This window comes from Ochrobactrum teleogrylli, from assembly GCF_006376685.1.
In the GTDB taxonomy this organism is placed as follows: Bacteria; Pseudomonadota; Alphaproteobacteria; order Rhizobiales; family Rhizobiaceae; genus Brucella; species Brucella teleogrylli.
On sequence record NZ_VEWL01000001.1, the window covers coordinates 522,203 to 545,226 of the forward strand.

A 23,024-nucleotide genomic window follows, 5' to 3' on the forward strand; every position below is an offset into this window, starting at 1 on the left:
TTGGCTATACTCTTTATAATGCTTGAAAGAGCTGCGATCAGACTTCCGATTAAAGTGACGGATGCGCGAGGAATATGATATTCGCGTTGTGGTTACAACGCCAACTATGTGCCCCCGTTCAGTTGCCTGAACGGGGACTGAAATATTGGGGGGAGTGGCCTATGCGGCGTTTGCGGCAAGCCAGTCGGCCAATGAACGGCGGTTTGCGGCACGTCCGCGCATGGCTTCCGCCGCGCACATGGAATTCAGCACCGCTTCCTGCGTTGCCTCCGCCGCGGCGCGAAACAGCGTGTCGATCCGGTTTTCATTGAGGACCGATATCCGGGTGAAGTCACTCGGCTCGTCATGGTCGAAAGTCACGGCGGTTGAAAAGCCGACAGCAATATCACCACTGCCGTGGCCCCAGAACGCGCCGAGCCGCGCCAGCCCCGCACCACAACGACGCGTGACACGTTTCAGCTGCCGGTGCTCCATGGGCACATCGGTTGCGAGCACGAGTATGACCGAGCCTTTTTCCGGTTGCGCTTCCGTCTTGGGCGAGGGGCGGCGTCCATCGGGAAGCACGAGGTCGCCCGCGCGTCCGAAATTGGTTAGCGCCAGAATACCAAGATGATGGGTCGAGCCATCCAGCACGAATTGCCGGGACGATGAACCGATGCCGCCTTTAAAGCCAAAGCAGCTCATGCCAGTTCCAGCACCCACATTACCCTGGGCCACATCGTCGCTTGCTGCCTGCAAGGCAAGGCGCGCGTGTTCCTCGGTTACGGCCATGGCTTGAATGTCGCTGAGCGGGCCGTCATTGCATTCCAGAACGACCGGATTGACGGTGGCGGTGGTGCGTCCGATATCGGGATTGGCGGCAATTGCGTCGCGGATAAGGGCGTTGGCGCAGGTGCCGACGCCAAAAGTGTTGGTCAGCAGGATCGGCGTTTCCAGCGTGCCGAGTTCCTCAATCTGAACCAGCCCCGTACTCTTGCCGAACCCGTTGATGATATCGCAGGCAGCCAGAACCTTGCGCCGATAGAGATTGCCATCATGAGGCAAAATGGCCGTCACGCCGGTATTGATATCGCCATAGCGCAGAGTGTGGTGGCCGACCCGCACGCCCGGCACATCAGTGATGGCATTTTTGGCGCCGGTTGGCATGGTGCCACAGATGATGCCGAAGTCACGTGCGGTTGCGGTCATGTCATAGTTCCGTTTTTAAAAGACCTGTGGGTCAGAGACGCCCGGCTTCGATAATACGCTTGAGAAAGGCTTGTGTGCGCTCACCCTGCGGATTGCCGAAGATTTGCGACGGCGGACCTTCTTCATAGACCTTACCGTTTTGCAGGAAACAGACCTTGTCTGCAACCTCGCGTGCAAAACCCATTTCATGGGTGGCCAGCACCATGGTCATGCCCTTGGTCGCCAGATCGCGCACGATATCAAGCACTTCCGATACCAGTTCTGGATCGAGCGCCGAGGTGATCTCATCTAGAAGCAGCAATGTCGGGTCCATCATCAGCGCCCGAACGATGGCGACGCGCTGCTGTTGTCCGCCGGAAAGCCGGTCCGGATATTCCTTCGCCTTGTGGTCAAGGCCGATACGGGCAAGGAGGGCAAGCCCTTTTTCCTGCGCCTGTTTGACCGGCATGCCCAGCACCTTTGTCGGGCCGAGCGTGACGTTTTCCATCACGGTCATATGCGGAAACAGGTTATAGCCCTGAAACACGATGCCGATTTCGCGGCGCAGGACATCGAGGTCAACGCCCGGTCCGGTCACACGGTCACCATGCAGGCGGATTTCGCCTTCATCAATGGTCTCGAGCCGGTTGATGCAGCGCAGAAGCGTGGACTTGCCGCAGCCCGACGGGCCGATCAGACAAACGACCTGATGCTCTTCGATGTCGAGGCTGATGCCGGACAGAACCTCCAGCGATCCATAACGCTTGATTGCCTTGTCGATTTCAACGAGTGCCATATCCGTATTCCTCACATACTCGAACGCATTTTCCGGCGATCCCGTTCGATCAGACGATCGACAAAACGGGCCTGCGGAATGGTGATCAGGATGAACAGAATGGCGACGGTGGTGACAGCCGACAGGTTGAAATAATTGCTGGCGATGATTTTCGACTGGTTGAAGGCGTCGATGGTGCCGATGATCGCGACCAGCGCCGTATCTTTCTGCAAGCTGATGCAGTTGTTCATCAGCGGCGGAATGATGCCGCGCACGGCCAGCGGAACCACGACATAGCGCATGGTGCGGACATAAGAGAGACCGAGCGAGCGCGCTGCCGCAATCTGGCTTGGATGCACGCTTTCAATGCCGGCGCGATAGACTTCGGACGTGTAGGCACCATAGGTCAGCGTCAGCGCGATGATCGCATAGGCATTGGACGACAGGTCTTTCAGGATCGGCAGGCCCGTCAAGGGCAGGCCGAAACCGATAAGATAGATCGTGATGATGGCGGGCAGGCCACGAAACAGGTCGCTGTAGAAGGTGGCGAGCAGGCGGATCGGCCTGCCAGCCTTTCCGGGAAGCGTGCGGGCAATCGCAATGACCAGCGCCCAGACCAGGATGAGAATGGCTGAAATGAAGAAGATGACAATGTTGGTGCCGAAGGCCTTGAGTACGGTACCCGCCGACTTGGCAATCAGGCTGACGTCGAAGAAGGTGCGGCTGACCGCAGCATCATTGACGATCATGAACCATGCGCCAGCGCAGAGGATCAGCACGGCAACGGCATAGGAGATGACCTGCCAGGACATATCCGAAGCACGTGCACCCAGTTCCCGGCCCGCGTAGATATCGGCGCTTTTCCCGGCCTGCATTGAAAGCTGTACAGCACGCCAGGCGAACCACAATACGGCGAGCGGAGCCAAAAGCAGCGCCCAGCCGATGGTGAGAACGGGCGTCGCAGGCCATCCCTGCGAGATCGTATAACTGGTCACGCTGTGGACGGTCTGCGCCGAAGCCAGAAGGGTGATGAACGAAAAGGCGAAAGCCAACAAGGACCGACCGCTATGGGTGCGGACTTTGTTTCGGCTGCGCCATTGCCGCGCGCGCTCCGCGCTGGCTTCCGGTGCCGGATGGGACATAGATATTCTCGCTGAGGCAAGGTGGTCGCGCGCCCGTTTGTGAAACGTGCTGCCACGGTGTCAAGATCGGAAGACCGGGCCACGGCTGCAATGGCAGCCGCAGCCCGGCAAACCGTCAGATCAAGGCTTCCAAAGTGGAACGTCGGACGGGGACATGCCCCATGACGGCAGCAGATAGGCTGCTTCCAGCTTCTTCAGGGTTCCGTCTTTTCCCATGTCGGCGATCAGTTGATCGATGACTTTCTTGTTTTCTGTGCCCTTCGGATAAATACCGGCGGTTTCGCCGCTGGATTCATATTTGCCGACCACTGCCAGCTTGCCGTTGGAATTCTTCACCTGACCGAGAATGATCGACAGATCGGTCATCACGGCATTGACCTTGCCAGCGGCAAGCGCGGTGAACATCGATGCGGTATCGTCGAAGACATCGAGGCTTGCAACTTTCAGCGTTTCCTGCGCGAAAGGAACCAGCGTCGTGCCAGCCTGCGTGCCGACCTTCACCGTCTTCATTTCGGCTTCCGTCACCGGCTTGTCGGCGCGGGCCGCTACACCATAGTCGGAGTTCATGTAAGGCGTGGAGAAATCAACGACCTTCTTGCGCGGTTCGGTGACGGAGATCAGCGCCAGCGCGATGTCATAATCCTTGTTCTGGCCTGCAACGATGGAGTCAAACGAGGCGTTGACCAGCTTTACTTTCTCAAGGCCAAGGCGATGCGCGATATTGACGGCCATGCAGAATTCATAGCCGTCCTTGATCGTGTCCGGCGTATCGCCATTGAACTGGCCGATGGCAGGCAGGTTGATGATGACGGTGAACTGACCGGGCACAGCCGGGGTGATCGATGCCGATCCCTTATCACCGATCAGCGGGCAATCGCCGTAACCCTCGGTAGCGGCAGATGCACTGCTTACTCCTGCCGCTGTGGCGACGCTTGCGAACAATGCGCTATAAGCTGCTGACTTAAATAGGTTTTTTATTGTCATATTCCCCTCTTGCTTTCTTTTGGGTTAGAGAACGGCTTCTGCACCCGTGCGGGCCAGATCCATGTAGATTTCCTGCAGACGACGCGTATGCGGACCCGGCTTGCCATCGCCGATGGTGTGGTCCTGAATGCCGATAATCGGCGTCACGAAGCTCGATGCGCTCGTGAGAAAGGCCTCTTTGGCGGCCTTGGCTTCATCGACCGTGAACAGCCGCTCCTCGATGGTGAGGTTCTGTTCCTCGGCGATTTTCAGAACGGCCCGGCGCGTGCAGCCGGGCAGGATGGAATGCGAATTGGGACGCGTCACCAGCACATTGTCGTGCGAAATGATGAAGGCGGTCGATGAAGCGCCTTCGGTGACAAAACCGTCTTCAACCAGCCAGACTTCATGAAAGCCTTTGCTCTTGGCCTGCTTCTTGGCCATGACCTGCGCCAGCAGCATGACGGTCTTGATATCGCGGCGTGCCCAGCGCGTATCCGGTGTGACATCGACACGAACCCCATTCAGCACCGACGGTGCATTGGCCAGATTTTTGGCCTGCGTGAACATCACCAGATTGGGCTTGATATCGTCTGCATAGACAAAATCGCGATCGGCTTCGCCGCGCGTCACCTGCATGTAGACCACGCCTTCGTGAAGCGTGTTGCGGCGGATGAGTTCAATCTGCGCCTTGCGAATATCGTCAAGCGAGACGGGCAGGGCGATGTCGATTTCTTTGACCGAGCGTTCCAGCCGGGCGAGATGAAGATCATTATCGACCAGACGTCCATCGATCACAGCGCTCACTTCGTAGATTCCGTCGCCAAACAGAAAGCCGCGATCAAAAACCGAAACCTTTGCGTCGCTTTCGTCGACGAAGGCTCCGTTCACATAAATTACTCTGGCCAAAATACGTCCTCGGCATCTGCATTTCTCGATTGAAAGGACGGTAGGAAAAAAGAATTTAGCTGGCCAATGCTATGTTTTGCAATCACTATGCAGAAATTGCATAAGGGGAAGGGAGTAGGGGAATAAGGGAGTAAGGGAATAGGTGAATAGCTGTTGTTATCGCCTGTCCGAGACGCAAACATACTGCCTTACTGCCTTACTGCCTTACTGACCTATTCCCTTACTCCCTTATTCCCCTACTCCCCTAAGGAGCGCCTATGGAACTGAAATGGCTGGAAGACTTCATCGCGCTTGCGTCAACGTCGAGCTTCTCCCGGGCGGCAGAGGCGCGCCATGTGACGCAGTCGGCCTTTTCGCGGCGGATCAAGCAGCTTGAGGTCTGGCTGGGGGTAACGCTCGTCAATCGCGCCACCTTTCCGGCTCAGTTGACCCATGAAGGGAAGACCTTTCTTCACGTCGCGGAAGATGCGGTCCGGCAGTTTTACGCCACGCGCAGAAGCCTTCAGCCAAGCCGGCAAGGACACAACCCTGCGCTGAAATTTTCAGCCTTGCATACTTTGACCGTCACGTTCTTTCCGCAATGGCTGAAGGGGATTGATGCGACCATCGGCAATATTCATTCGCATCTGGCGCCGGATCGCGGCGGGTTTGAAGACAATATCGCGACCCTGACCGAAGGCGAAGTCGATTTCTTTCTGACTTATGCGCATCCGTCAGTGCCAATCCTGATCGACAGGGAACGGTTTCCGTCGATCGTTCTGGGCACAGAAAGGCTGATCCCGGTGTCGTTGCCGTCCGGGGACGGGCCTGTGCTGGATCGCGCTATCGAGACCGGCGCGCCACTGCCCTATCTCAGCTATGGCGACTTTTCATTCTTCGGCGCGGCTCTGGCGCAGAAATTTGCGTCCGGTCCAAGTTTTGCGCGCAAGGTCGTGCATGAGAACACCATGTCTATCGGTCTCAAAGCGATGGTTCAGGCCGGGTGGGGCATGGCATGGCTGCCGGAAAGTCTGGTTCTGGAAGAAATCCGTCGTGGCGATATGGTGCCCGCTTCGGTCGATCCCTATTGGGATCTGACGACGGAAATTCGCATCTTCCGCCACGATGCACCGCTTTCGCCACGTGCTGAAAGCCTGTGGACCTTTTTGCAGGCAAAAGGCGGTGCAGTTTCAGAAAACAGCGATTGACAGGACGGTATGCGCAGCGCTGTAAATGCTCGCACTTTATTCGGCCGGAGAGGGACGTAGACGGCATGAAGATCACCATCGAACAATCGCTCGATCAGGCGGGGACGGGCGCATTCCAGCGAGGCTTGCTCGGGGTTTTCGGCCTCGTCTGGGCAGCGGACGCGATGCAGGTTCTGGCTGTCGGCTTCACCGCAGCGTCCATTGCAAAAACATTCGGGCTGACCGTGCCGCAGGCATTGCAAACCGGAACGCTTTTCTTCTTCGGCATGTTGGTCGGTGCAGCCGTGTTCGGCAGACTCGCCGATAAATATGGCCGCCGCCGTGTGCTGCTGATCACCGTCGCGTGCGATGCCGTGTTTGGTCTGCTGTCAGCCTTCGCACCTGGTTTCGAAGTTCTGCTTGCACTGCGTTTCCTGACCGGCGTGGCCGTCGGTGGAACGCTGCCTGTCGATTATGCCATGATGGCTGAGTTTTTGCCCTCCAGGAACCGTGGTCGCTGGCTGGTCATGCTGGAAGGTTTCTGGGCCGTGGGCACCGTGGTGATCGCGCTTGCCGCATGGGCCGCGAGCCTTGCCGGTGTCGAGGATGCATGGCGCTATATTTTCGTCGTCACCGCAGCGCCTGCGCTTATCGGTATCTGGCTGCGCCTCTGGGTGCCTGAATCGCCAATGCATCTTTTGAAATCCGGTCGCGCGGATGAGGCAAAATCAGTGATGAACCGCGTGCTGCGCCGCAACGGAAAGCCAGAACTGCCGCCAAAGGCGCGACTTGAAGCGCCGCTTCTTGTAACGAATGAACGGCTTTTGTCGCCAAAGCTGCGTCAGCGCACGCTCGCAACGCTCGCGATCTGGTTCCTCGTCTCGGTATCCTATTACGGCATTTTCACCTGGATACCGGCCAAGCTCGCCGGTGACGGCTTCGGCTTCGTGCGCGGTTACGGCTTTCTGGTCGTGGTGGCGCTGGCGCAATTGCCGGGCTATGCACTCGCCGCTTACGGCGTTGAAACATGGGGCCGTCGCAAGACGCTGATCAGCTTCCTGTTCATCAGCGCTGCGGCCTGTGCCTTGTTCACGATTGCCGATAGTTCGGCTGTAGTCGGCGCATCGATCCTGATCATGAGCTTCGCGCTGCTCGGCACATGGGGCGCGCTCTATGCCTTCACGCCGGAGCTTTATCCGACAGCCCTGCGCGCCAGCGGCATGGGCGCGGCAGGTGCCATGGCGCGTCTTGGTGGCCTTCTGGCGCCGTCGGCTTTGGCCATCGTTATCAGCCAAAGTTTCAACGTGGCTGTGGCAATGTTTGCTGGCCTTTTGGCGCTGGCAGGTGTGATTGCGTTCCTGATCAATGTCGAAACGCGCCAGCAGGCTTTGAACTAGGCGTTTAAAACGCTTTTCGGAAAGTCAGATTGAGGCGAACACGACCAACCTTGTCGTGTTCGCCATCTTTCAGCGCCAATATGCCATGGTGATAAAGGCGTGACGGGCCACCCCAGACAACCACATCGCCATGATGCAAGGGATATTTGGTGATCGGGTCGTTGCGCTTGAGGCCTCCGAACTGAAAGATCGCCGGAAGACCAAGCGAAACGGACACAATCGGATTGGCGAAATCACGCTCGTCCTTGTCCTGATGCAAGGACAGCTTTGCGCCGGGCTCGTATCGGTTGATCAAGCAGGCATCAAGCGAAAAATCGGGATATCCGGCCTGTCGGGCGGCATTTTCAGCGAGAGACCGAAGGGCGTCCGGCATGGCTGGCCATGGCTTCCCGGTTTCAGGGTCATTGGCGCTATATCGATAGCCAGTTTTGTCGGTTACCCAGCCCGCTTGCCCGCAATTGGTCATGGCGACCGACATGCGATAGCCACCGGGCGTCACCATATGCCGAAATGGTGCGGCAGCGCTGATATCCGCGACCGATTTCAAAATCGCTTCTTCATCCGGCAATGCGAAGCCGCGCAGAAGTACCGCGCCGGGCGCAAGAATCTCAACAGGTTCAAGCTGATCGAACAAATCTCTCATAAGGCTTTTTAACACAAAGCAGCGTGGAAACGTTCCGAATTCTGCTTTCAACTTGAAGACCCCTGACGGGGTCCTCTGGTTGTTATGAGATGAGATTACCAGTTCACCTTGAAACCGAGCGTTCCCTTGAGGCTATAATTATCGCCGAAATCCTCGAAGCTGGTCTTGACCATGCCTTCGCCGAACAGCGCATATTTGCCATCGGCCCAGGCATAGGTTCCACCGGCGCCGATACCGCCCCAGGTTTTGTCGTTTTCGCTTTTGAAATCAACACCACCCGCTCTGATCTTATAGTCGTTCATGAACTCCTGATAGAGATTGGCGGCGACATAGAGTTTGGTCTGGGTCAGCCTGTTATTTTCGTCATGCCATGCATTATGGTATTCCGCCGCCAGCCCAATGCGGGCATTGAGGCTGTCGCCGTTGCGCAGATCGACAGGTACGCCCGCGACATCGTGGAAACTGTCGAAATCCACCGAAGACCAGACAAGCTGCGCCTGCGGTGTGATCGACCAATGTTCGTTGACTTCGATACGTCGTCCACCTTCAAGGCTGAGACCATAGCCAAAGCCCTTATTGCCATCGGCCAATGACTTTTTAAGTGTATCGGACACGAGCTTGCTGTCATACCAGGTCAACTGGAGCTGTCCATCGAGATAATAGCCATTATTGCCATACCAGGTGAGTGCGCCGCCTAATCCCCAGCCGTCGGTGTCGATGGTGCCATCGCCACTAAACGACGAGATATCACTGCTGGCTTTGCCATATTGCGCCGTCAGACTGCCGATCAGGCGACCGGATTCGCTCTCGTGAAACATCGCGTCGATACCGGCCTGCATGACGAATACGCCGATATCCTGCGTCACATCGGCGGTGGAGCCGCCCGCCGCAAATTTGCTGTGGGTTCCTTCGATACGGCCCCAGACGCCATATTTGTCGATGGCGATATCCGGTCCTGCCGTCGCATGGCCGTCCTTGATATCCTCACTCGGCAATATATCACCGGTCCAGTATCGATTGCCGACGCGCTGCTGCAAACTTGGCATCTGGTTCAACGCCTGCATATTGCGCGCATAGCCTTCATAGATCGGCATGGACGGATTATAGCGCTTTTCGCCATTGGCGGATGTATTGCGCAGATAAAATCCGCCGTCACCAGTCAGCGCCACGCTATTCGCGGTTGCCGCAGAAGCAGCCGGTTCTGACGCCGCAGGCGAGGGGGCTTCGGTCGGCTGGTCAGGTGTTGCGGTGATTTCGTAGGCATAGACGCCGCTGACAACCGCCGCTTCGCCGTCTTCCGTCGTATAATCGCCTGCGAGCGCGAATGTACCCGCCGGATTGCCTGCAACCTCGATGATCTTGGTATCATCGGCAATCTGCTGGCTGGACTGGCCATAGGAAACAAGGCGAAGCTGGCTGTTGCCGGAACTGTCGCCAGCTATGACCAGACGGCTGGTCTCTCTATTATCGGCACCGATACCGGTGGCAATCTCGACCGTGCCGCCTTTGCCGATGTAATCGCCTTTGACGGTCAGTGTGCCGACACCATTATCACCGGGAGCGACAACACCGCCGGTTTCGTTGGTCACGGATTGGACGCTGCCGATGCCGCTTAGTCGCCCTGCTCTTGCAACCCGGACGGATGTGTAGTTGTCGCCGTCGAAGATCAGCGTTCCACCGACGACTGCGGAATCGCCGGTAAAGCTGTTATCACCGGTGAGCCGCAGAATGCCTGCGCCACGTTTTGTCAGACCGCCGATGCCGGAGATGGGATTGGACCACGTTGAAGAATAGCCCTGCGTATCGACGTTGAAACCTTCGGCATGGCGGAATTTCATCGGCCCGTTGATTGCCGCGCCAAGATTCAGGAGGCCTTGGCCGTAGATTTCGGTCGGGCCGATATTGGTGGCGGTGGTCAGCAGGGTTTCAATCGTCTGCCGCGCATTCATATAGGGAAAGGCCTGACGCACAACGGCGGCGGCACCGGCAACATGCGGCGTCGCCATGGATGTGCCCTGCATGTAGGAATAACCGCCACCGGGATAGGTCGAGTAAACAGCGCCGCCCGTATCGCCGCCTGGGGCCGCCATGCACCATTCTGCCGCAATACCGCAACGATTGCTGTAGCTCGCAATTTGCCGGTTTGGACCAACGGAAACAACGGCAATGATCGAGCCTCTCAAATCCGAAAAGTCGAGATTGGCGACGGCAGGATCATTCGGTGCCAAAAGGCGGAATGTGTTGGGATTGTTCATGTCGAGATCGCGGCGGCGACCATCGACAAATTTATATTTGCCGAGCGCGGTATTCTGGGGTGTGATTGCAGGAAACAGGGCGCTGCCGCTCGGCTGGGCTGACGAATATGGCTGGACCTTGTAATTATTGCCGGCAGCGAAGACCATGACGATATCGGCTTTGGCGGCGACTTTCAGGGCTTCATAATCATTACGAAGATAGTTGCCATACAGAATCGGATGATAGCTCAACCGTTGATAATTGCGGTTGTTGTAAGGGGTAGGAAACGCATAGGGGCCATAGCTGCCGTTCAGCACCTTCACCCCTGTCGTTGATGCATAGCGCAGTGCCCTGTTGATCGCGTCATATTGCCGGTCCGGCACGATGGCCCGCAAGGCGAGGATTTGTGCATCATAGGCAACGCCATGCATGCCGGTTCCATTGCGGGCTGCCGCGATGGTACCGCTGACATGGGTTCCGTGCCCGATGGGCGTCCCGTTTCGCTGAAGGTCCCGAACATCGCGTTCGTGCATGAAAGTGCCGAAGTTTCTCGACCAGGGATGCACTTTCCCGGCAAATTCCGGATGGTAGATATCAATGCCAGTGTCGAGCACGGCGACCGTGATGCCTTTTCCTGTAAAACCGCGTCGGTATGCGGGGATGGGGTTGATCATGGGGAGGCCCCAGCTTGCCAGATATTCCGCGTCGGACGTGAATGCTCGAGATGGTTCGGCCTGTTGCGCGTTGGAATAAGAAGGAAACAGATAAATAGTCGCAGCTAATAATCGAACAATTCGACGAGAACTTCGCATATATATCTCCTGATTTTTGAAAATATTATTTCAGGTTTCATTCCTTATTTTATTGAGAATATTTTCATTCCAAATATTTAATTTTGCAATATTTTTGCAATAATATAAGGAATATGACAGTGTGTTCATTTTAATATTTATTTTACAACGCCTATTAGTTGCCTTTGTTTTATTGATACCTATTTTGAAATTACAGCCGGACACATCGTTTCTTCGCAGTTCTAAACCGGGCAATAAAAAACGGGGCCGAAGCCCCGTTTTCATCGTATGCTTTGAAGAATGCCGGTTGCGTTAGCTTGCCGAGCCGAAGCGTTCCTCGCTGAGCGCTGCCGCCATCAGCGCCTTAGTATAGTCTTCACGAGGATGATCGAACATTTGCTCAGTATCGCCTTGTTCAACGATCCTGCCATTGCGCATCACGATCACATAATCCGACACGGCGCGGACCACAGCCATATCGTGGCTGATGAATAGATAGGAGAGGCCGTGCTCCTTTTGCAGATCACGCAGCAGTGCCACAATCTGCTTCTGCACCGATCGGTCGAGCGCGCTTGTGGGCTCGTCCAGAACGATGACGCGCGGTTTCAGGATCATGGTGCGGGCAATGGCGATACGCTGGCGCTGTCCGCCTGAAAATTCATGCGGGTAGCGATTGCGCATGGCGGGGTCCAGCCCGACCTCTTTCAGCGCTTCCTGCGCCCAACGGTCACGCTCCCTGGCTGAAAGCTGTGGCTCGTGGATCAGCAGCCCTTCGGTGATGATGCGCCCTACCGTCATGCGCGGGCTGAGCGAACCAAACGGGTCCTGAAAAACCAGTTGCAGTTCCCGGCGTTTCGGGCGCATGGCTTGCGGGTCGCGTGGCAATTCCTTGCCGAGATAGGCGATGCGGCCTTCGGAATCGAGAAGCCGGAGGATAGCACGGCCGAGCGTGGATTTGCCCGAACCGGACTCGCCAACGATCCCAATGGTCTGACCTTCCTTGAGCGTGAGCGAGACATTGTTCACCGCGGTCATGAAATTGGCAGCGCCGAGCCAAGGTTTGTGGATCAGGAAGTTGACCTTCACATTATCGGCGCGGATCAAGACAGGCGCTTCATCCGGAGGCGGTAGTTTTTCGCCTTCCGGTTCGGCATCGAGCAACATCCGGGTGTACGCGTGCTGCGGCGCGGTAAAAAGCGCCTCCGTTTGGTTGGTCTCGACCACCTCGCCGGAGCGCATCACATAAACCCGGTCGGCAAAACGGCGCACGATGCCGAGGTCATGGGTGATGAACACAACCGCCATGCCAAGGCGCTGTTGCAGATCGGCCAAAAGGTCGAGTATCTGCGCCTGAATGGTGACATCAAGCGCCGTGGTCGGCTCATCGGCAATCAGAATATCGGGCTCGTTGGCGAGTGCCATCGCGATCATCACGCGCTGACGCTGGCCACCGGACAGTTCGTAAGGATAGCTGTCGATGCGGCGTTCTGGCTCCGGAATGCCAACGAGTTTCAGCAGTTCCAGAATGCGCGGGCGCGCCTGTTTCTTGCTCATGCCGCGGTGATAGCGCAACGGTTCGGCAAGCTGGTCGCCGATGCGATAGAGCGGATCGAGCGACGTCATCGGCTCCTGAAAGATCATGGTGATCTTGGCGCCACGAATGTTGTTCAGCGCCTTGTCGGACATGCCGATCAGGTCCTGACCGCGATAGAGCGCCTGTCCTGTTGCCTTGCCGTTGCGCGCCAACAGCCCCATCAGCGCCATTGTTGTCTGGCTTTTGCCGGAACCCGATTCCCCCACAATGGCCACCGTTTCCCCGGCCTTGACGTCGAGGTCGATACCACGCACTGCCGGAACCGGGCCATCATGGGTGTCGAAGGTCACGCGAAGATCGCGAACGCTCAGAATGGTTTCCTTCGTCATCTCAGCGGTCCTTCGGGTCAAGACTGTCACGCAGGCCGTCGCCCAAAAAGTTCAGCGCAAACAGAATGATGGTCAATGTTGCTGCGGGCCAGATCAATTGCCAGCTTGCACCGCGCATGTTTTGGGCACCTTCCGAGATCAGCAAGCCGAGCGAGGTGAGGGGGTCTTGCACACCAAGGCCGAGGAAGGAGAGCAGGCTTTCCAGCAGGATCGCTTTGGGAACCAGCAATGTGACGAAGACGATCACCGGGCCGAGCGCGTTGGGAATGATATGCCGCGTGATGACCCCGCGCCGTGTTGCGCCGAGCGCTTCCGCCGCCTGTACAAATTCCTGCCGCTTGAGGCTTAATGTCTGGCCGCGCACGATGCGTGCCATATCCAGCCATTCCGTCGCGCCGATGGCAATGAAGATGATGAAGATTGAGCGCCCGAAGAAGACGAGCATCAGGATCACAAAGAAGATAAACGGCAGCGAATAAAGGATATCGACAACACGCATCATGACATTGTCGATGCGCCCGCCGAGATAGCCGGAAATCGCACCGAAGGAGACGCCCAGCACCAGCGACATGGCCGAGGCTAGCAGGCCGATGGCCAGCGACATGCGCACGCCGATGAAGATGCGCGTCATCAGATCGCGACCGAGATTATCCGTGCCAAGCAGGAAATAATTGCGGCTTACGTTGAGCGTCAGCTTACCGCTCAGGCCGTCGGCGGCCAGTTCCACCTTCGGATTGCTGAACAGATCGGAGCGCTGGAAATAACGCAGAACACGGTCGTCGGTTGGGCGTTGCGCCGTAAAGTCGACAATGATGTTGTTGCCGGTCAGTTCCGGTTCGGCGGAGGCCTTCAATCGCGCGCGGGCGAGTTCGCGTTCAAGGCCGGGCAGGATCGTATCCGCGCGCGGATAGGCTTCGAGGCTTGGCGCAACACGCACGAACTGCGGATAAATCTTGTCATAAGGATGCGGGCTCAGCATCGGCCCGAAAATGCCCGCAAGAGCCAAGACGGCAAGTACGATAGCGCTGGCGACGGCGGCCTTGTTCTTGCGCAGGCGCAGCCATGCATCCTGCCAGAGCGAGCGGCTTGGCATGCTCAATTCGGCGGTTTCCGTTGGTACGGTCAGATCAGTCATAGCGAACCCTCGGATCAAGCCATGCATAGAGAAGATCTACAATCAGATTGAACACCACGACGAAGATCGAGATCACCACAACCGTTCCCATGACGAGCGTGTAATCACGGCTGAGCGCGCCCTGCACGAAATAGCGTCCGATGCCCGGAATGCCGAAAATCGTCTCGACCACAACCGAACCTGTGAGGAGGGCGGCGGCAGTCGGCCCAAGATAGGAAACGGCGGGCAGCATAGCAGCACGCAAAGCATGAACGCCAACCACAACACGGGTCGGCAAGCCATAGGCGCGGGCGGTGCGCACATGATTGGCGCGCAACGCTTCAATGGTTGCGCCACGCACCAGACGGGCAATAACCCCCACTTGCGGCAGAGCAAGCGTCAGCACCGGCAATATCCAGTAGGTGACATTGGCCGATGACCAACCGCCTGCCGGAACCCAGCCCAGAATGACGCCGAAGAGCAGGCTGAGAAGGGGGGCTACAACAAAATTGGGCGTTGTGATGCCGAAGGTCGCCAGAGCCACCACGAAATAATCGACGGCGGAATTCTGCTTCAGCGCGGCAAGCGTGCCGAGAAAAGTGCCGATGATCGCCGCCAGCGTCAGGCCCAAAGTGCCGAGCATGATCGACACCGGCAAACCTGACGCGAACAGGTCATTCACGGAAAAATCGCGCCGCGTAAAGCTTGGGCCGAGATCGCCCTGCAAGAGATTACCAAGATAAATCAGATACTGCTGCCAGAGCGGCGCATCCATATTATAGGCGCGTTTGAGATTTTCGAGGATCAGCGGATCAATCGGGCGCTCAAGGTCGAATGGACCGCCCGGCGCGAGCCGAATTAGAAAGAATGTCAGCGTGACGATAATGAAGACCGTGGGTATCGCACTACCCAATCGTCGGAGCGTATAGCCCAGCATGTCGTTGTCCCTTCTTTGCCGGATGGTCAAAAACCTGGCCGACAAATCCCACTAAGGGCTTTAGATTATTGTTTTTCTGGTATTTTCTCTGCTTTCGCCCATCGTAAGGCGAAAACGGAAACGCTGGCGGGAGAGGGGGTATCTCGTTCCTCTTCCACGCAAAAATAGGGCCGCGCCACCAAGCGCAGCCCTGTCTGAAATTACTGTTTGAGGGAAAGCCAGCGGGTCTTGTGGCTATCCATAAGATTGTCGTTCCATCCGGCGACCTTGTCCGAAACGAGCGCGCGCGACGAGTAATAGAGGATCGGAATATTGCCCACTTCATCAAGCTGGATTTTTTCGGCTTCGCCCAGCACCTTGGCGCGTTCACCGAGATCGGTCGTCTTTTCCGCCTTGGCCATCAGCGCGTCATAGTCGGCGTTCTTCCACTTGGAATAGTTGAAGCTGACATTGCCCTGGCTGATGAACAGGAAGTTCTGCGGGTCGTTGTAATCGCCGATCCAGCCAGCGCGTGCGATATCAAACGGGCCGTCATCGCGCATGAAATTGAAATAGGTTGCGCCTTCGGTCTCGTTGAGCGAGGCCTTCACGCCGATATTGCCCAGCATGTCGGCAATGGCCGCCATGGTGTTCTTGTTGTTCTCGGACGTGTTGTAGAGCAACTCGATGGAGAGCGTATTCGGCTCCACTCCGGCTTCTTTCAGAAGCTCCTTGGCCTTGTCCTCACGCTCCAGCATATCGTCGGAATAATCGAGCTTTGGCGCGTCTTTCAGGTAATTGGCGATACCGGGCGGCACCATGGAATAGCCGGGCAGCATGGTTCCCTGCCAGACCTGATCGGCCAGAAATTCACGGTCGATGGCCAGCGAGATCGCCTGACGCACTTTGACGTCCTTCAGCTTGCTGTCCGCCGATTTGCCTTTGACCGGCAGATAATAGACGCCGAGATAAGGCGCCATGCGGAATTCCTTGGCGAGATTTTTCTTCACATAATCCATCTGCTCGGCGGGAACGTCGGAACAGATTTGCACTTCCTTGGCCTCGAAGCGGCGCATACAGCTGGCGCGGTCTTCAAAGGGAATCCAGTTCACCGTATCGATCTTCACCTGATCGGCTTCATAATAATACGGGTTCTTCTTCATGACGATCTTGTCGTTCGGCGTGAAGCTCTCAAGCATATAGGCGCCGTTGGTCACCATCTTGCCGGGCGTGGTGAACTTGTCGCCATTGGCCTCAACGCTTTTCTGATTCAGCGGAAAGCCGGTTTGGTGTGTCAGAAGCTCGAGAAAATACGGAGCAGGGGCGTTCAACGTGATCTTCAGCGTATGGTCGTCGAGAGCTTCAACGCCAAGCTGGTCGACAGGCTTTTTACCGCCTGCAATATCTTCTGCGTTCTTGATGACAAACAGCATGCTGGCATAACCGGCAGCTGTCTTCGGGTCCATCAGACGACGGAACGTGAACTGAAAATCACCTGCGGTGACCGGATCGCCATTCGACCATTTCGCATTGTCACGCAGATGGAAGGTGTAGACCGTGCCGTCTTCGGAAACATCCCAGGACTTGGCGACGCCGGGAATTGCCTTGCCGTCAGCATCCTGAATGGTCAGACCGTCATAGAGGTCGCGCAGCACGTTACCCTCGGCAACACTGGAGGTGCGGTGATGGTCGAGAGTGGCCGGATCTGTGTCATTACCGCGATTGAGTACGGTTTCGGCAGATGCCGCACCTGCCAGTGCCAGAAGACATACGCCTGTCAGTAGAAATTTCCGATACATTTAAGAACCCCTCTTTTGAAATTTATGAAATGTCCTGCATCTTATGGATAAGCGGACCACATGCAAGCGAACTTAGCAACACATTGATTTAATACAAATAATCAAAAAATTGGGAGCGATTTTTGTGGGCGAAAACGGGTACGGAAAAACGAGTTTCCGTACAATTTTGCCGCTCTGTTTTACATCAGATTTTGGCAAAAATCTCCGTAATTTCTAGGGTTTGAGGCTTCCGCTTGTCAGTTGAAGAGACAGAAATTCAAACTCGATTCGGATGAATTTTCACTCGGGGGTTGGCTGGGGATAACGTTCAACCGCAAGGCTGCAACTTGATTATCTGGGTGAAGCTATAGGCCGGACGACAAGCCAGAATGTTTGCATTTCGAAAATTACCGCCCCCAACACCAAAAATAATGCACGGTCGGGTTTTGCTGTTGTGTCGCAAACTTATGGATACTTATGTTCCATAACATAGGTTATGCAATTAATCATAGCAGTCAGGGGCAGCGTAGACTGCCCCGTTTAATCCAGCTTGGCGGGTGTTCGTTACTTTGCCTGTGTGAAGAGATTGCGGAACTGGCGCGGCTGTGAACGCAGAAACTGGGGAGCCGCCTCAATCGTTTCGCCGAAATGCGCCGCCGCATGCCACGGCCAGCGCGGATCATAGAGAACCGTGCGTGCGAGTCCAATCATATCAGCATCACCAGTGGCTAGAATGGCTTCTGCCTGCTCGAAATCGGTAATCAGACCAACAGCAACGACGGGAATATTGACAGCCGCTTTTACAGCGCGCGCCAGCGGCACCTGATAGCTCGGGCCAACTGGAATTTTCTGTGCCGCATCAAGGCCGCCGCTCGAAACGTGAATTGCTGCGCAACCTCTTGCGGCCAAAGCGTGCGAGAACGCCACGGTCTGCTCGATGTCCCAACCGCCTTCGACCCAATCCGTTCCGGAAACGCGCATCGTGACCGGACGGTCTGCCGGAAACGCTGCACGTACAGCGTCGAACACTTCCAGCGGAAAACGCAGACGGTTTTCCAGCGAGCCGCCATATTCATCGTCGCGCTTGTTCGAGAGCGGCGACAGGAATTCATGCAAAAGGTAACCATGGGCTCCGTGCACCTGGATTGCATCGAGGCCAAGCCGCGCCGAGCGTTTGGCAGCGCTTACAAATGCATCGCGGATGCGCTTCAGCTCGTCTTTATCCATCGCCGTCGGAGCATTGTCGGCGGGGTTAAACGCCACTGCGGATGGCGCAATGGTCTGCCAGCCGTTCTCGTGCTGCGGCGCAATCTGGCGTCCCCCTTGCCATGGCAAATCAGTGGATGCTTTGCGGCCTGCATGCGCAAGCTGCATGGCGATGGGCATGGATGACCAGCGACGAATACCGTCGAGCGTCCGTTCCAGCGCGGCTTCGGTTTCATCGGAATAAAGCCCGACATCCGCATAACTGATCCGGCCTTCTGGGCTGACTGCCGTTGCCTCAATGGTCAGTAGCCCTGCCCCGGACTGCGCCAGATTACCCAGATGCATCAGATGCCAATCGGTCGTTTTGCCGTCTTCAGCCGAATATTGGCACATCGGGGCAATGACAATGCGGTTTTTCAGATGCAAACCGCCCACGTCCAAAGGAGAAAATAGCTTCGTCTGGCTCATTACGCGCGCCTCTTATCGAAATCGATCTGACAATGCCCTCTGAAAGAGGGTTCATCATCACACTTATCACAAGCTCCTTTTCATTTTCATTGGCTAAAACGCACTATCAGTTCAATAAAATTGAAGCATGGATACGCCCGTTGGAAACTATATTTCTGGTTTTGGCGCGCCAAATTCACTCGCGAATTAATACTTTTCCGACGATTTACAGCTAAGAACAGGCCATTGTGGATCGGGGGGGATACCATGGCCTGGAAATTTATGCTGGCGACAGCCGTTATGGCGGTTGCGCGTACAATGCCAAATGTCTTTAAGCCTAATATTTTTAGCACACCGGCGAAGCCTGCGCTCATCGCCGATAATGCATTCGACATGGAGCTGAAATCCGCGCCGATTAATCCTGAATGGATACTGGCGGGATCGCCAAGGGCACGTTCGTGCGAGCAATCCGCCAGCGGTGACCGCGCGGCTTTCACTGCGATCTGGGATTGCACCGCGGGCGAATTCCGCTGGTATTTCGGCTGGGATGAAACGGTTTATATTCTCGAAGGCGAGGTGCATGTCACCGATGCCGACGGAAAACACCGAACGCTGAAAGCCGGTGATGTGGGCTATTTCCGCGGTGGAACATGGGCCACCTGGAAAATCGACCGCTACCTGAAGAAAGTCGCTTTCATGCGACGTACTCTTCCCGCACCGGCTTCCACTATTTATCGCATCAGCGATGCGTTGCGGAATCGGGTTGCGCGATTGTGAAGCTCCAGTCGCGTTGACGGGGCGTGCGGCTATTCTATATAAACGATGCGCATGATGGGAATGGGGTTCTCCCGAAACCGCCGCTTCTGGCTGATGACTCCTGATCGAATTGACAACAGGAACGCAATGCGTCGATAGCGGGAAGCTGCCGGGGCTGAGGGTTATCCCCTGCCCGACTTTCTCCAGCAGGCATTTCGTTCCGCAATTTTGACAGGTGAATTATGCAAGCAACCATCATGGTGGCGCTCGGCGGCGCAATCGGAAGTGTAGCGCGTTACTGGCTCGCGCTTTTGATGTTGCCCGTCAGTCGCGACCTTCCCTGGGGCACAATCGTCATCAATATAGCCGGATCGTTTGCGATTTCCTTTTTCGGTGCGCTGACACTTGAACAGGGGCGCTTTGCGGTGCCGGAAATCTGGCGTCTCGCCTTCATGGTCGGCGTGTGCGGCGGCTTCACCACATTTTCTTCATTCAGCCTGCAAACGCTGGATCTCCTGCGAGCAGGCCAACCCGGCAAAGCTCTGCTCAATATCGGTATTTCGGTTATCCTATGCCTGATCGCGGTCTGGCTCGGCTTCCTTGCCGCACAACAGATCAACAGCGGTTCCCAACAGATCGCACAGACTGCCGTCGAGGAAGAAGCGTCGTAGGCGACCAGATTCGAGGTGCAGAGGATTTAGTTCCTTAACATTGCTGAATGCGGGCCTATATCTCCCCATGTAACAATGGAAAATGGAGAGAACCAATGCGTTTGATGCTTACCGTTCTGGCATTTGCAGCGACCTGTGGCCTGGCGTCAGCCGCCGCCCCGGAAGGACAGAAACTTTCTGAAATCATTTCGAAGATCGAGCAAACCTCGGACGTGTCATATGTCGATGAAGTCGATTGGAATGATCGCGGCTATTATGAGATCGAGTATTTCATGAAGAACGGCGCAAAAGTTGAAATCAAAATCGATCCAAAGACTGGAGAGTCGATCAAATAAGGTCTTGGAAAAGTGGTGAGCGCGCAGGGATTCGAACCCTGGACCTACTGATTAAAAGTCAGTTGCTCTACCGGCTGAGCTACGCGCTCCCTGAGGAACAAATCGTCCCTGGAAGTGCGGCGGAACATAAGGGCGAGTTTTCGAATGGTCAACACCATAAAATCACGTTTCTCCAACATAAATTCAAAAAATCCTGTCAACTGCACGTAATCCCGCGCCATAGCGAAACGAGACTGGCTTCAATCAGCGCAAGCTGATGGTTTTTGCTGCTTTTTACAAAAGAAAAGCCGCCCCGAAGGGCGGCTTCCTATTCATTGAGGCCGAATCTATCAGCGATACGGTGAATAGCACTGCTGGCGCGGACCATTGTAAGGCTGGAACGTATTGTCCGAGCTGCGGTAGGACCGGTAACGGTCATAGCACCATTCCACATGAGACGTGTTGTAGGCCGGTGCGCGATAGACCGGTGGAGGTGGCGGCGGTGGAGCCGCGATAGCCCCGCCAATGATTGCGCCCGCACCGAAGGCCGCAAGCGGATACCACCAGCCGTCGCTGTGGCGGCGATAGCCATGGCGGTAGTAGTTATAGCCGCGATGGCCGTTCCAATAGCCCGGCCCCGGACGATAACCGCCGCCATGCCAGCCCGGACGTGGTCCATGGCGGTAACCGTTCCAATGTCCGCCGCGGCCTCTCCAGTGGTCGCGAACCTGCTGGATGTTTTCGTTGGCGACAGCTGGAGCCGAAGGCATGACCGGCGCCGCAGCTGCGGGTGCGATGGCGCCGATCAGAAATGTCGCGCCAATCGTTCCGGCCAGCAATGCCTTGCCAGACCAAAAACTTGTAAGGTTGCTCTTCATTATGCTTCTCCTTTTCAGGTGCATGCATCATGAAGTCTCCCACATGAATGCACCCTGAATATGATTAGCAATCATATCAAATTTCAAGCCGAACGCAATTTACCTCCTATATTTCAGTAATTTACTATGAAGTATGAAACGGCGAAATTAACCGGCTGAAGGCATAAAAACGGCGCCACAGCGACTTCGAGGGCTTTTTCGACCCCGAATTTCCCCGAGCAACGCCGTTCGCAGGCAAATTCGCACATCAACGACATAAGGCATTGAGTTCCGCCGAGCACACCTTATAGAACCTGAAGAAAGCTGCAGAATCCTGTTCCCCATTTCAACCGGTCTTGGCCGGTAACGATGGTTGCTGGAACTGGCAGCGCTTGGCGGGATTTTGGATATGGGTGGTGCGGCCTTGTTGAACGATGCAACGCGGTGGGGATCTCAAACAGGCCTTGGGGCGACCGAAGAGGAATGGGTAGAGCTGGTCTCGCACCTGTCTGAAGACCAGTCGCGGCTTTTGTCCGATCTGGTCGAGCAGCACAAACAGAGCTTCGTGGACATCTTTTATAGCCGCCTGATGCAAAATCGCGAGGCGGCGGCCTTCCTGTCGCAAACTGTCGTGCATGATCGTCTGCAACATTCGCTCAGCGACTGGCTCGTGCATCTTCTGGTGAGTCGTCCCACGGATGTCGCCGCTTTCGTGCAGGAACAGCGCAAGATTGGCGAGGTTCATGCGCGTATTCAGGTGCCGATCCATATCGTCATGCAGGGCGCACGGCTGCTGAAAAACGAAATCATCCGCCAGTTGAAGAAGACTGTGCCGGAGCGCGATGCGCTGGCTCGGCTGATCGTGCATGTCAGCAATGCGGTCGATATTGCCATTGAAATCATGAGTCAGGCCTTCGTCAAAGACGCGCGCAAAAGCGCCCAGACGGACGAAGCATATCGCGCCTTCACGCTAAGCCACGACATTCCACTCGAACGGGAATCGCAACGCGCCGCCCTGATGGAATGGAGCCAATCTCTGTTGTTCAACCTTTATGGCAACAACGACAGCCCCCTGCTCTCGCTCGGCAGCTCGGATTTCGGCCTATGGCTGCAGCACAAGGCCGACATGCTGTTTTCCGGTTCGGCCACGCTTGAGCGCCTGCGTCAGACCGTCAGCCTCATCGATTATGAATTGTTGCCAACTTTGAATACGGCCCGCAAAAGTGACCCGGCAGCGCTTCCAGCTGCGATGGCAGAGTTTCAGACAAGGATTGGCGAAGCGAAGTTTCTGCTGGCGGAATTGTTTCAGGCCGCAGCAACGATGGAGACAGGCCGTGATCCGCTGACACGCGCCCTGAACCGCCGTTTTCTGCCGCCTATTCTGACCCGCGAAATCCGCATGGCCTCGCAGAAAGGACTCGATCTCAGCATTTTGATGGTTGATATCGATCATTTCAAGAAGATCAACGACACCCATGGGCATGGCGGTGGCGACGCCGTATTGCAGCAGGTCGCAGAAACGATTCTGGCCCATTGCCGTCCGGGAGATTTTGTCTTCCGCTATGGCGGGGAAGAGTTTCTGGTCGCGCTCGTCGAAACCGACGAACACAGGGCCTTTGGTATTGGCGAAGAGCTGCGTAAGCTGGTCGAGCAACAAACATTCAATCTGACCAATGGCACGGTGGACACCGTGACGCTTTCCATCGGCATCGCCACATTCAACGGCCATCCGGACTATACGCATCTGGTCGACGCCGCCGATCAGGCGCTCTATCGGGCCAAGCAGGCTGGCCGCAATCGCTGCGAAACGGAAGTGCCGCTCGCGGTTCAGTGAAGAGCAGAGGCATTTTGACA

General features: G+C 56.1%; 19 protein-coding genes, 1 tRNA gene and 1 riboswitch. Of the genes, 6 read left to right on the forward strand and 14 right to left on the reverse strand.

The annotated features are described in order from the left end of the window. Positions 1 to 159: 159 nt before the first annotated feature. The 5 genes from FIC94_RS02245 to FIC94_RS02265 form a co-directional block, all read right to left on the reverse strand. The gene (locus FIC94_RS02245; RefSeq protein WP_140023772.1) at positions 160 to 1,188 is read right to left on the reverse strand and encodes a DmpA family aminopeptidase; all 1,029 of its coding nucleotides are present in this window, start codon (positions 1,186 to 1,188) and stop codon (positions 160 to 162) included. A 31-nt stretch (positions 1,189 to 1,219) separates the two neighbouring features. Beyond that, positions 1,220 to 1,963: an amino acid ABC transporter ATP-binding protein gene (locus tag FIC94_RS02250; protein WP_109367395.1), complete on the reverse strand. Its 744-nt coding sequence runs from the start codon at positions 1,961 to 1,963 to the stop codon at positions 1,220 to 1,222. A gap of 11 nt (positions 1,964 to 1,974) precedes the next feature. Then, entirely contained in the window at positions 1,975 to 3,084 is a 1,110-nt protein-coding gene (locus FIC94_RS02255) for an amino acid ABC transporter permease (protein WP_140023773.1), read from the reverse strand. A 120-nt stretch (positions 3,085 to 3,204) separates the two neighbouring features. Beyond that, positions 3,205 to 4,068 carry an ABC transporter substrate-binding protein gene (locus FIC94_RS02260; RefSeq protein WP_140023774.1) on the reverse strand — a complete coding sequence of 288 codons (864 nt, stop codon included), beginning with the start codon at positions 4,066 to 4,068 and terminating at the stop codon, positions 3,205 to 3,207. 24 nt (positions 4,069 to 4,092) lie between these two features. Beyond that, a complete protein-coding gene (locus tag FIC94_RS02265) occupies positions 4,093 to 4,956 on the reverse strand; it encodes a D-amino-acid transaminase (RefSeq protein ID WP_140023775.1) in 864 nt (287 codons plus the stop codon). A 257-nt stretch (positions 4,957 to 5,213) separates the two neighbouring features. Here FIC94_RS02265 and FIC94_RS02270 point away from each other — a divergent pair, with 257 nt between their 5' ends. Continuing rightward, positions 5,214 to 6,143 carry a LysR family transcriptional regulator gene (locus FIC94_RS02270; RefSeq protein WP_140023776.1) on the forward strand — a complete coding sequence of 310 codons (930 nt, stop codon included), beginning with the start codon at positions 5,214 to 5,216 and terminating at the stop codon, positions 6,141 to 6,143. Positions 6,144 to 6,208: 65 nt separating this feature from the next. Next, on the forward strand, positions 6,209 to 7,519 hold the full coding sequence (locus FIC94_RS02275; protein ID WP_140023777.1) for an MFS transporter: 1,311 nt from the start codon (positions 6,209 to 6,211) through the stop codon (positions 7,517 to 7,519). 4 nt (positions 7,520 to 7,523) lie between these two features. Here the strand turns inward: FIC94_RS02275 and alkB are convergent, their stop codons facing one another. From alkB to FIC94_RS02310, 7 genes are all read right to left on the reverse strand, one after another. After that, positions 7,524 to 8,162 (reverse strand): DNA oxidative demethylase AlkB, encoded by a 639-nt coding sequence (gene alkB, locus FIC94_RS02280; RefSeq protein ID WP_140023778.1) that lies wholly within the window; start codon positions 8,160 to 8,162, stop codon positions 7,524 to 7,526. 95 nt (positions 8,163 to 8,257) lie between these two features. Next, complete coding sequence (locus FIC94_RS02285) at positions 8,258 to 11,071, reverse strand: autotransporter outer membrane beta-barrel domain-containing protein (protein WP_180917879.1); 2,814 nt, start codon at positions 11,069 to 11,071, stop codon at positions 8,258 to 8,260. Between the two features lie 429 nt (positions 11,072 to 11,500). Then, positions 11,501 to 13,111 (reverse strand): ABC transporter ATP-binding protein, encoded by a 1,611-nt coding sequence (locus tag FIC94_RS02290; protein ID WP_140023780.1) that lies wholly within the window; start codon positions 13,109 to 13,111, stop codon positions 11,501 to 11,503. 1 nt (position 13,112) lies between these two features. Beyond that, on the reverse strand, positions 13,113 to 14,246 hold the full coding sequence (locus FIC94_RS02295) for an ABC transporter permease (protein ID WP_140023781.1): 1,134 nt from the start codon (positions 14,244 to 14,246) through the stop codon (positions 13,113 to 13,115). Beyond that, positions 14,239 to 15,162: an ABC transporter permease gene (locus FIC94_RS02300; RefSeq protein ID WP_109367385.1), complete on the reverse strand. Its 924-nt coding sequence runs from the start codon at positions 15,160 to 15,162 to the stop codon at positions 14,239 to 14,241. The genes FIC94_RS02295 and FIC94_RS02300 overlap by 8 nt, the downstream gene beginning before the upstream one ends. Positions 15,163 to 15,362: 200 nt before the next feature. Then, positions 15,363 to 16,940, reverse strand: coding sequence for a peptide ABC transporter substrate-binding protein (locus FIC94_RS02305; RefSeq protein WP_140023782.1), 1,578 nt, complete (start codon positions 16,938 to 16,940; stop codon positions 15,363 to 15,365). A 543-nt stretch (positions 16,941 to 17,483) separates the two neighbouring features. After that, positions 17,484 to 18,593, reverse strand: a complete 1,110-nt coding sequence (locus FIC94_RS02310; RefSeq protein ID WP_140023783.1) for an NADH:flavin oxidoreductase/NADH oxidase — start codon at positions 18,591 to 18,593, stop codon at positions 17,484 to 17,486. Between the two features lie 246 nt (positions 18,594 to 18,839). On the opposite strand from FIC94_RS02310, the gene FIC94_RS02315 reads away from it, so the two are divergent. From FIC94_RS02315 to FIC94_RS02325, 3 genes are all read left to right on the forward strand, one after another. Further along, positions 18,840 to 19,349, forward strand: coding sequence for a cupin domain-containing protein (locus FIC94_RS02315; protein ID WP_140023784.1), 510 nt, complete (start codon positions 18,840 to 18,842; stop codon positions 19,347 to 19,349). 47 nt (positions 19,350 to 19,396) lie between these two features. Continuing rightward, positions 19,397 to 19,459, forward strand: a riboswitch (Fluoride riboswitch). A gap of 111 nt (positions 19,460 to 19,570) precedes the next feature. Beyond that, the gene (gene crcB, locus FIC94_RS02320; protein ID WP_140023785.1) at positions 19,571 to 19,999 is read left to right on the forward strand and encodes a fluoride efflux transporter CrcB; all 429 of its coding nucleotides are present in this window, start codon (positions 19,571 to 19,573) and stop codon (positions 19,997 to 19,999) included. Positions 20,000 to 20,094: 95 nt separating this feature from the next. After that, entirely contained in the window at positions 20,095 to 20,334 is a 240-nt protein-coding gene (locus tag FIC94_RS02325; RefSeq protein ID WP_140023786.1) for a PepSY domain-containing protein, read from the forward strand. 13 nt (positions 20,335 to 20,347) lie between these two features. Here the strand turns inward: FIC94_RS02325 and FIC94_RS02330 are convergent. Next, positions 20,348 to 20,423, reverse strand: a tRNA-Lys gene (locus FIC94_RS02330). A 240-nt stretch (positions 20,424 to 20,663) separates the two neighbouring features. Beyond that, complete coding sequence (locus FIC94_RS02335) at positions 20,664 to 21,191, reverse strand: BA14K family protein (RefSeq protein ID WP_140023787.1); 528 nt, start codon at positions 21,189 to 21,191, stop codon at positions 20,664 to 20,666. A gap of 352 nt (positions 21,192 to 21,543) precedes the next feature. On the opposite strand from FIC94_RS02335, the gene FIC94_RS02340 reads away from it, so the two are divergent. Continuing rightward, positions 21,544 to 23,004: a GGDEF domain-containing protein gene (locus tag FIC94_RS02340; protein WP_235891937.1), complete on the forward strand. Its 1,461-nt coding sequence runs from the start codon at positions 21,544 to 21,546 to the stop codon at positions 23,002 to 23,004. Positions 23,005 to 23,024 lie beyond the last annotated feature (20 nt).

What these genes read in the sequence shown, in the direction of transcription:
- FIC94_RS02245 (WP_140023772.1), bottom strand. Translation starts at nt 1,188, where the DNA reads ATGACCGCAACCGCACGTGACTTCGGCATCATCTGTGGCACCATGCCA.
- FIC94_RS02250 (WP_109367395.1), bottom strand. Translation starts at nt 1,963, where the DNA reads ATGGCACTCGTTGAAATCGACAAGGCAATCAAGCGTTATGGATCGCTG.
- FIC94_RS02255 (WP_140023773.1), bottom strand. Translation starts at nt 3,084, where the DNA reads ATGTCCCATCCGGCACCGGAAGCCAGCGCGGAGCGCGCGCGGCAATGG.
- FIC94_RS02260 (WP_140023774.1), bottom strand. Translation starts at nt 4,068, where the DNA reads ATGACAATAAAAAACCTATTTAAGTCAGCAGCTTATAGCGCATTGTTC.
- FIC94_RS02270 (WP_140023776.1), top strand. Translation starts at nt 5,214, where the DNA reads ATGGAACTGAAATGGCTGGAAGACTTCATCGCGCTTGCGTCAACGTCG.
- FIC94_RS02275 (WP_140023777.1), top strand. Translation starts at nt 6,209, where the DNA reads ATGAAGATCACCATCGAACAATCGCTCGATCAGGCGGGGACGGGCGCA.
- alkB (WP_140023778.1), bottom strand. Translation starts at nt 8,162, where the DNA reads ATGAGAGATTTGTTCGATCAGCTTGAACCTGTTGAGATTCTTGCGCCC.
- FIC94_RS02285 (WP_180917879.1), bottom strand. Translation starts at nt 11,071, where the DNA reads ATGATCAACCCCATCCCCGCATACCGACGCGGTTTTACAGGAAAAGGC.
- FIC94_RS02290 (WP_140023780.1), bottom strand. Translation starts at nt 13,111, where the DNA reads ATGACGAAGGAAACCATTCTGAGCGTTCGCGATCTTCGCGTGACCTTC.
- FIC94_RS02295 (WP_140023781.1), bottom strand. Translation starts at nt 14,246, where the DNA reads ATGACTGATCTGACCGTACCAACGGAAACCGCCGAATTGAGCATGCCA.
- FIC94_RS02300 (WP_109367385.1), bottom strand. Translation starts at nt 15,162, where the DNA reads ATGCTGGGCTATACGCTCCGACGATTGGGTAGTGCGATACCCACGGTC.
- FIC94_RS02305 (WP_140023782.1), bottom strand. Translation starts at nt 16,940, where the DNA reads ATGTATCGGAAATTTCTACTGACAGGCGTATGTCTTCTGGCACTGGCA.
- FIC94_RS02310 (WP_140023783.1), bottom strand. Translation starts at nt 18,593, where the DNA reads ATGAGCCAGACGAAGCTATTTTCTCCTTTGGACGTGGGCGGTTTGCAT.
- FIC94_RS02315 (WP_140023784.1), top strand. Translation starts at nt 18,840, where the DNA reads ATGGCCTGGAAATTTATGCTGGCGACAGCCGTTATGGCGGTTGCGCGT.
- crcB (WP_140023785.1), top strand. Translation starts at nt 19,571, where the DNA reads ATGCAAGCAACCATCATGGTGGCGCTCGGCGGCGCAATCGGAAGTGTA.
- FIC94_RS02325 (WP_140023786.1), top strand. Translation starts at nt 20,095, where the DNA reads ATGCGTTTGATGCTTACCGTTCTGGCATTTGCAGCGACCTGTGGCCTG.
- FIC94_RS02335 (WP_140023787.1), bottom strand. Translation starts at nt 21,191, where the DNA reads ATGAAGAGCAACCTTACAAGTTTTTGGTCTGGCAAGGCATTGCTGGCC.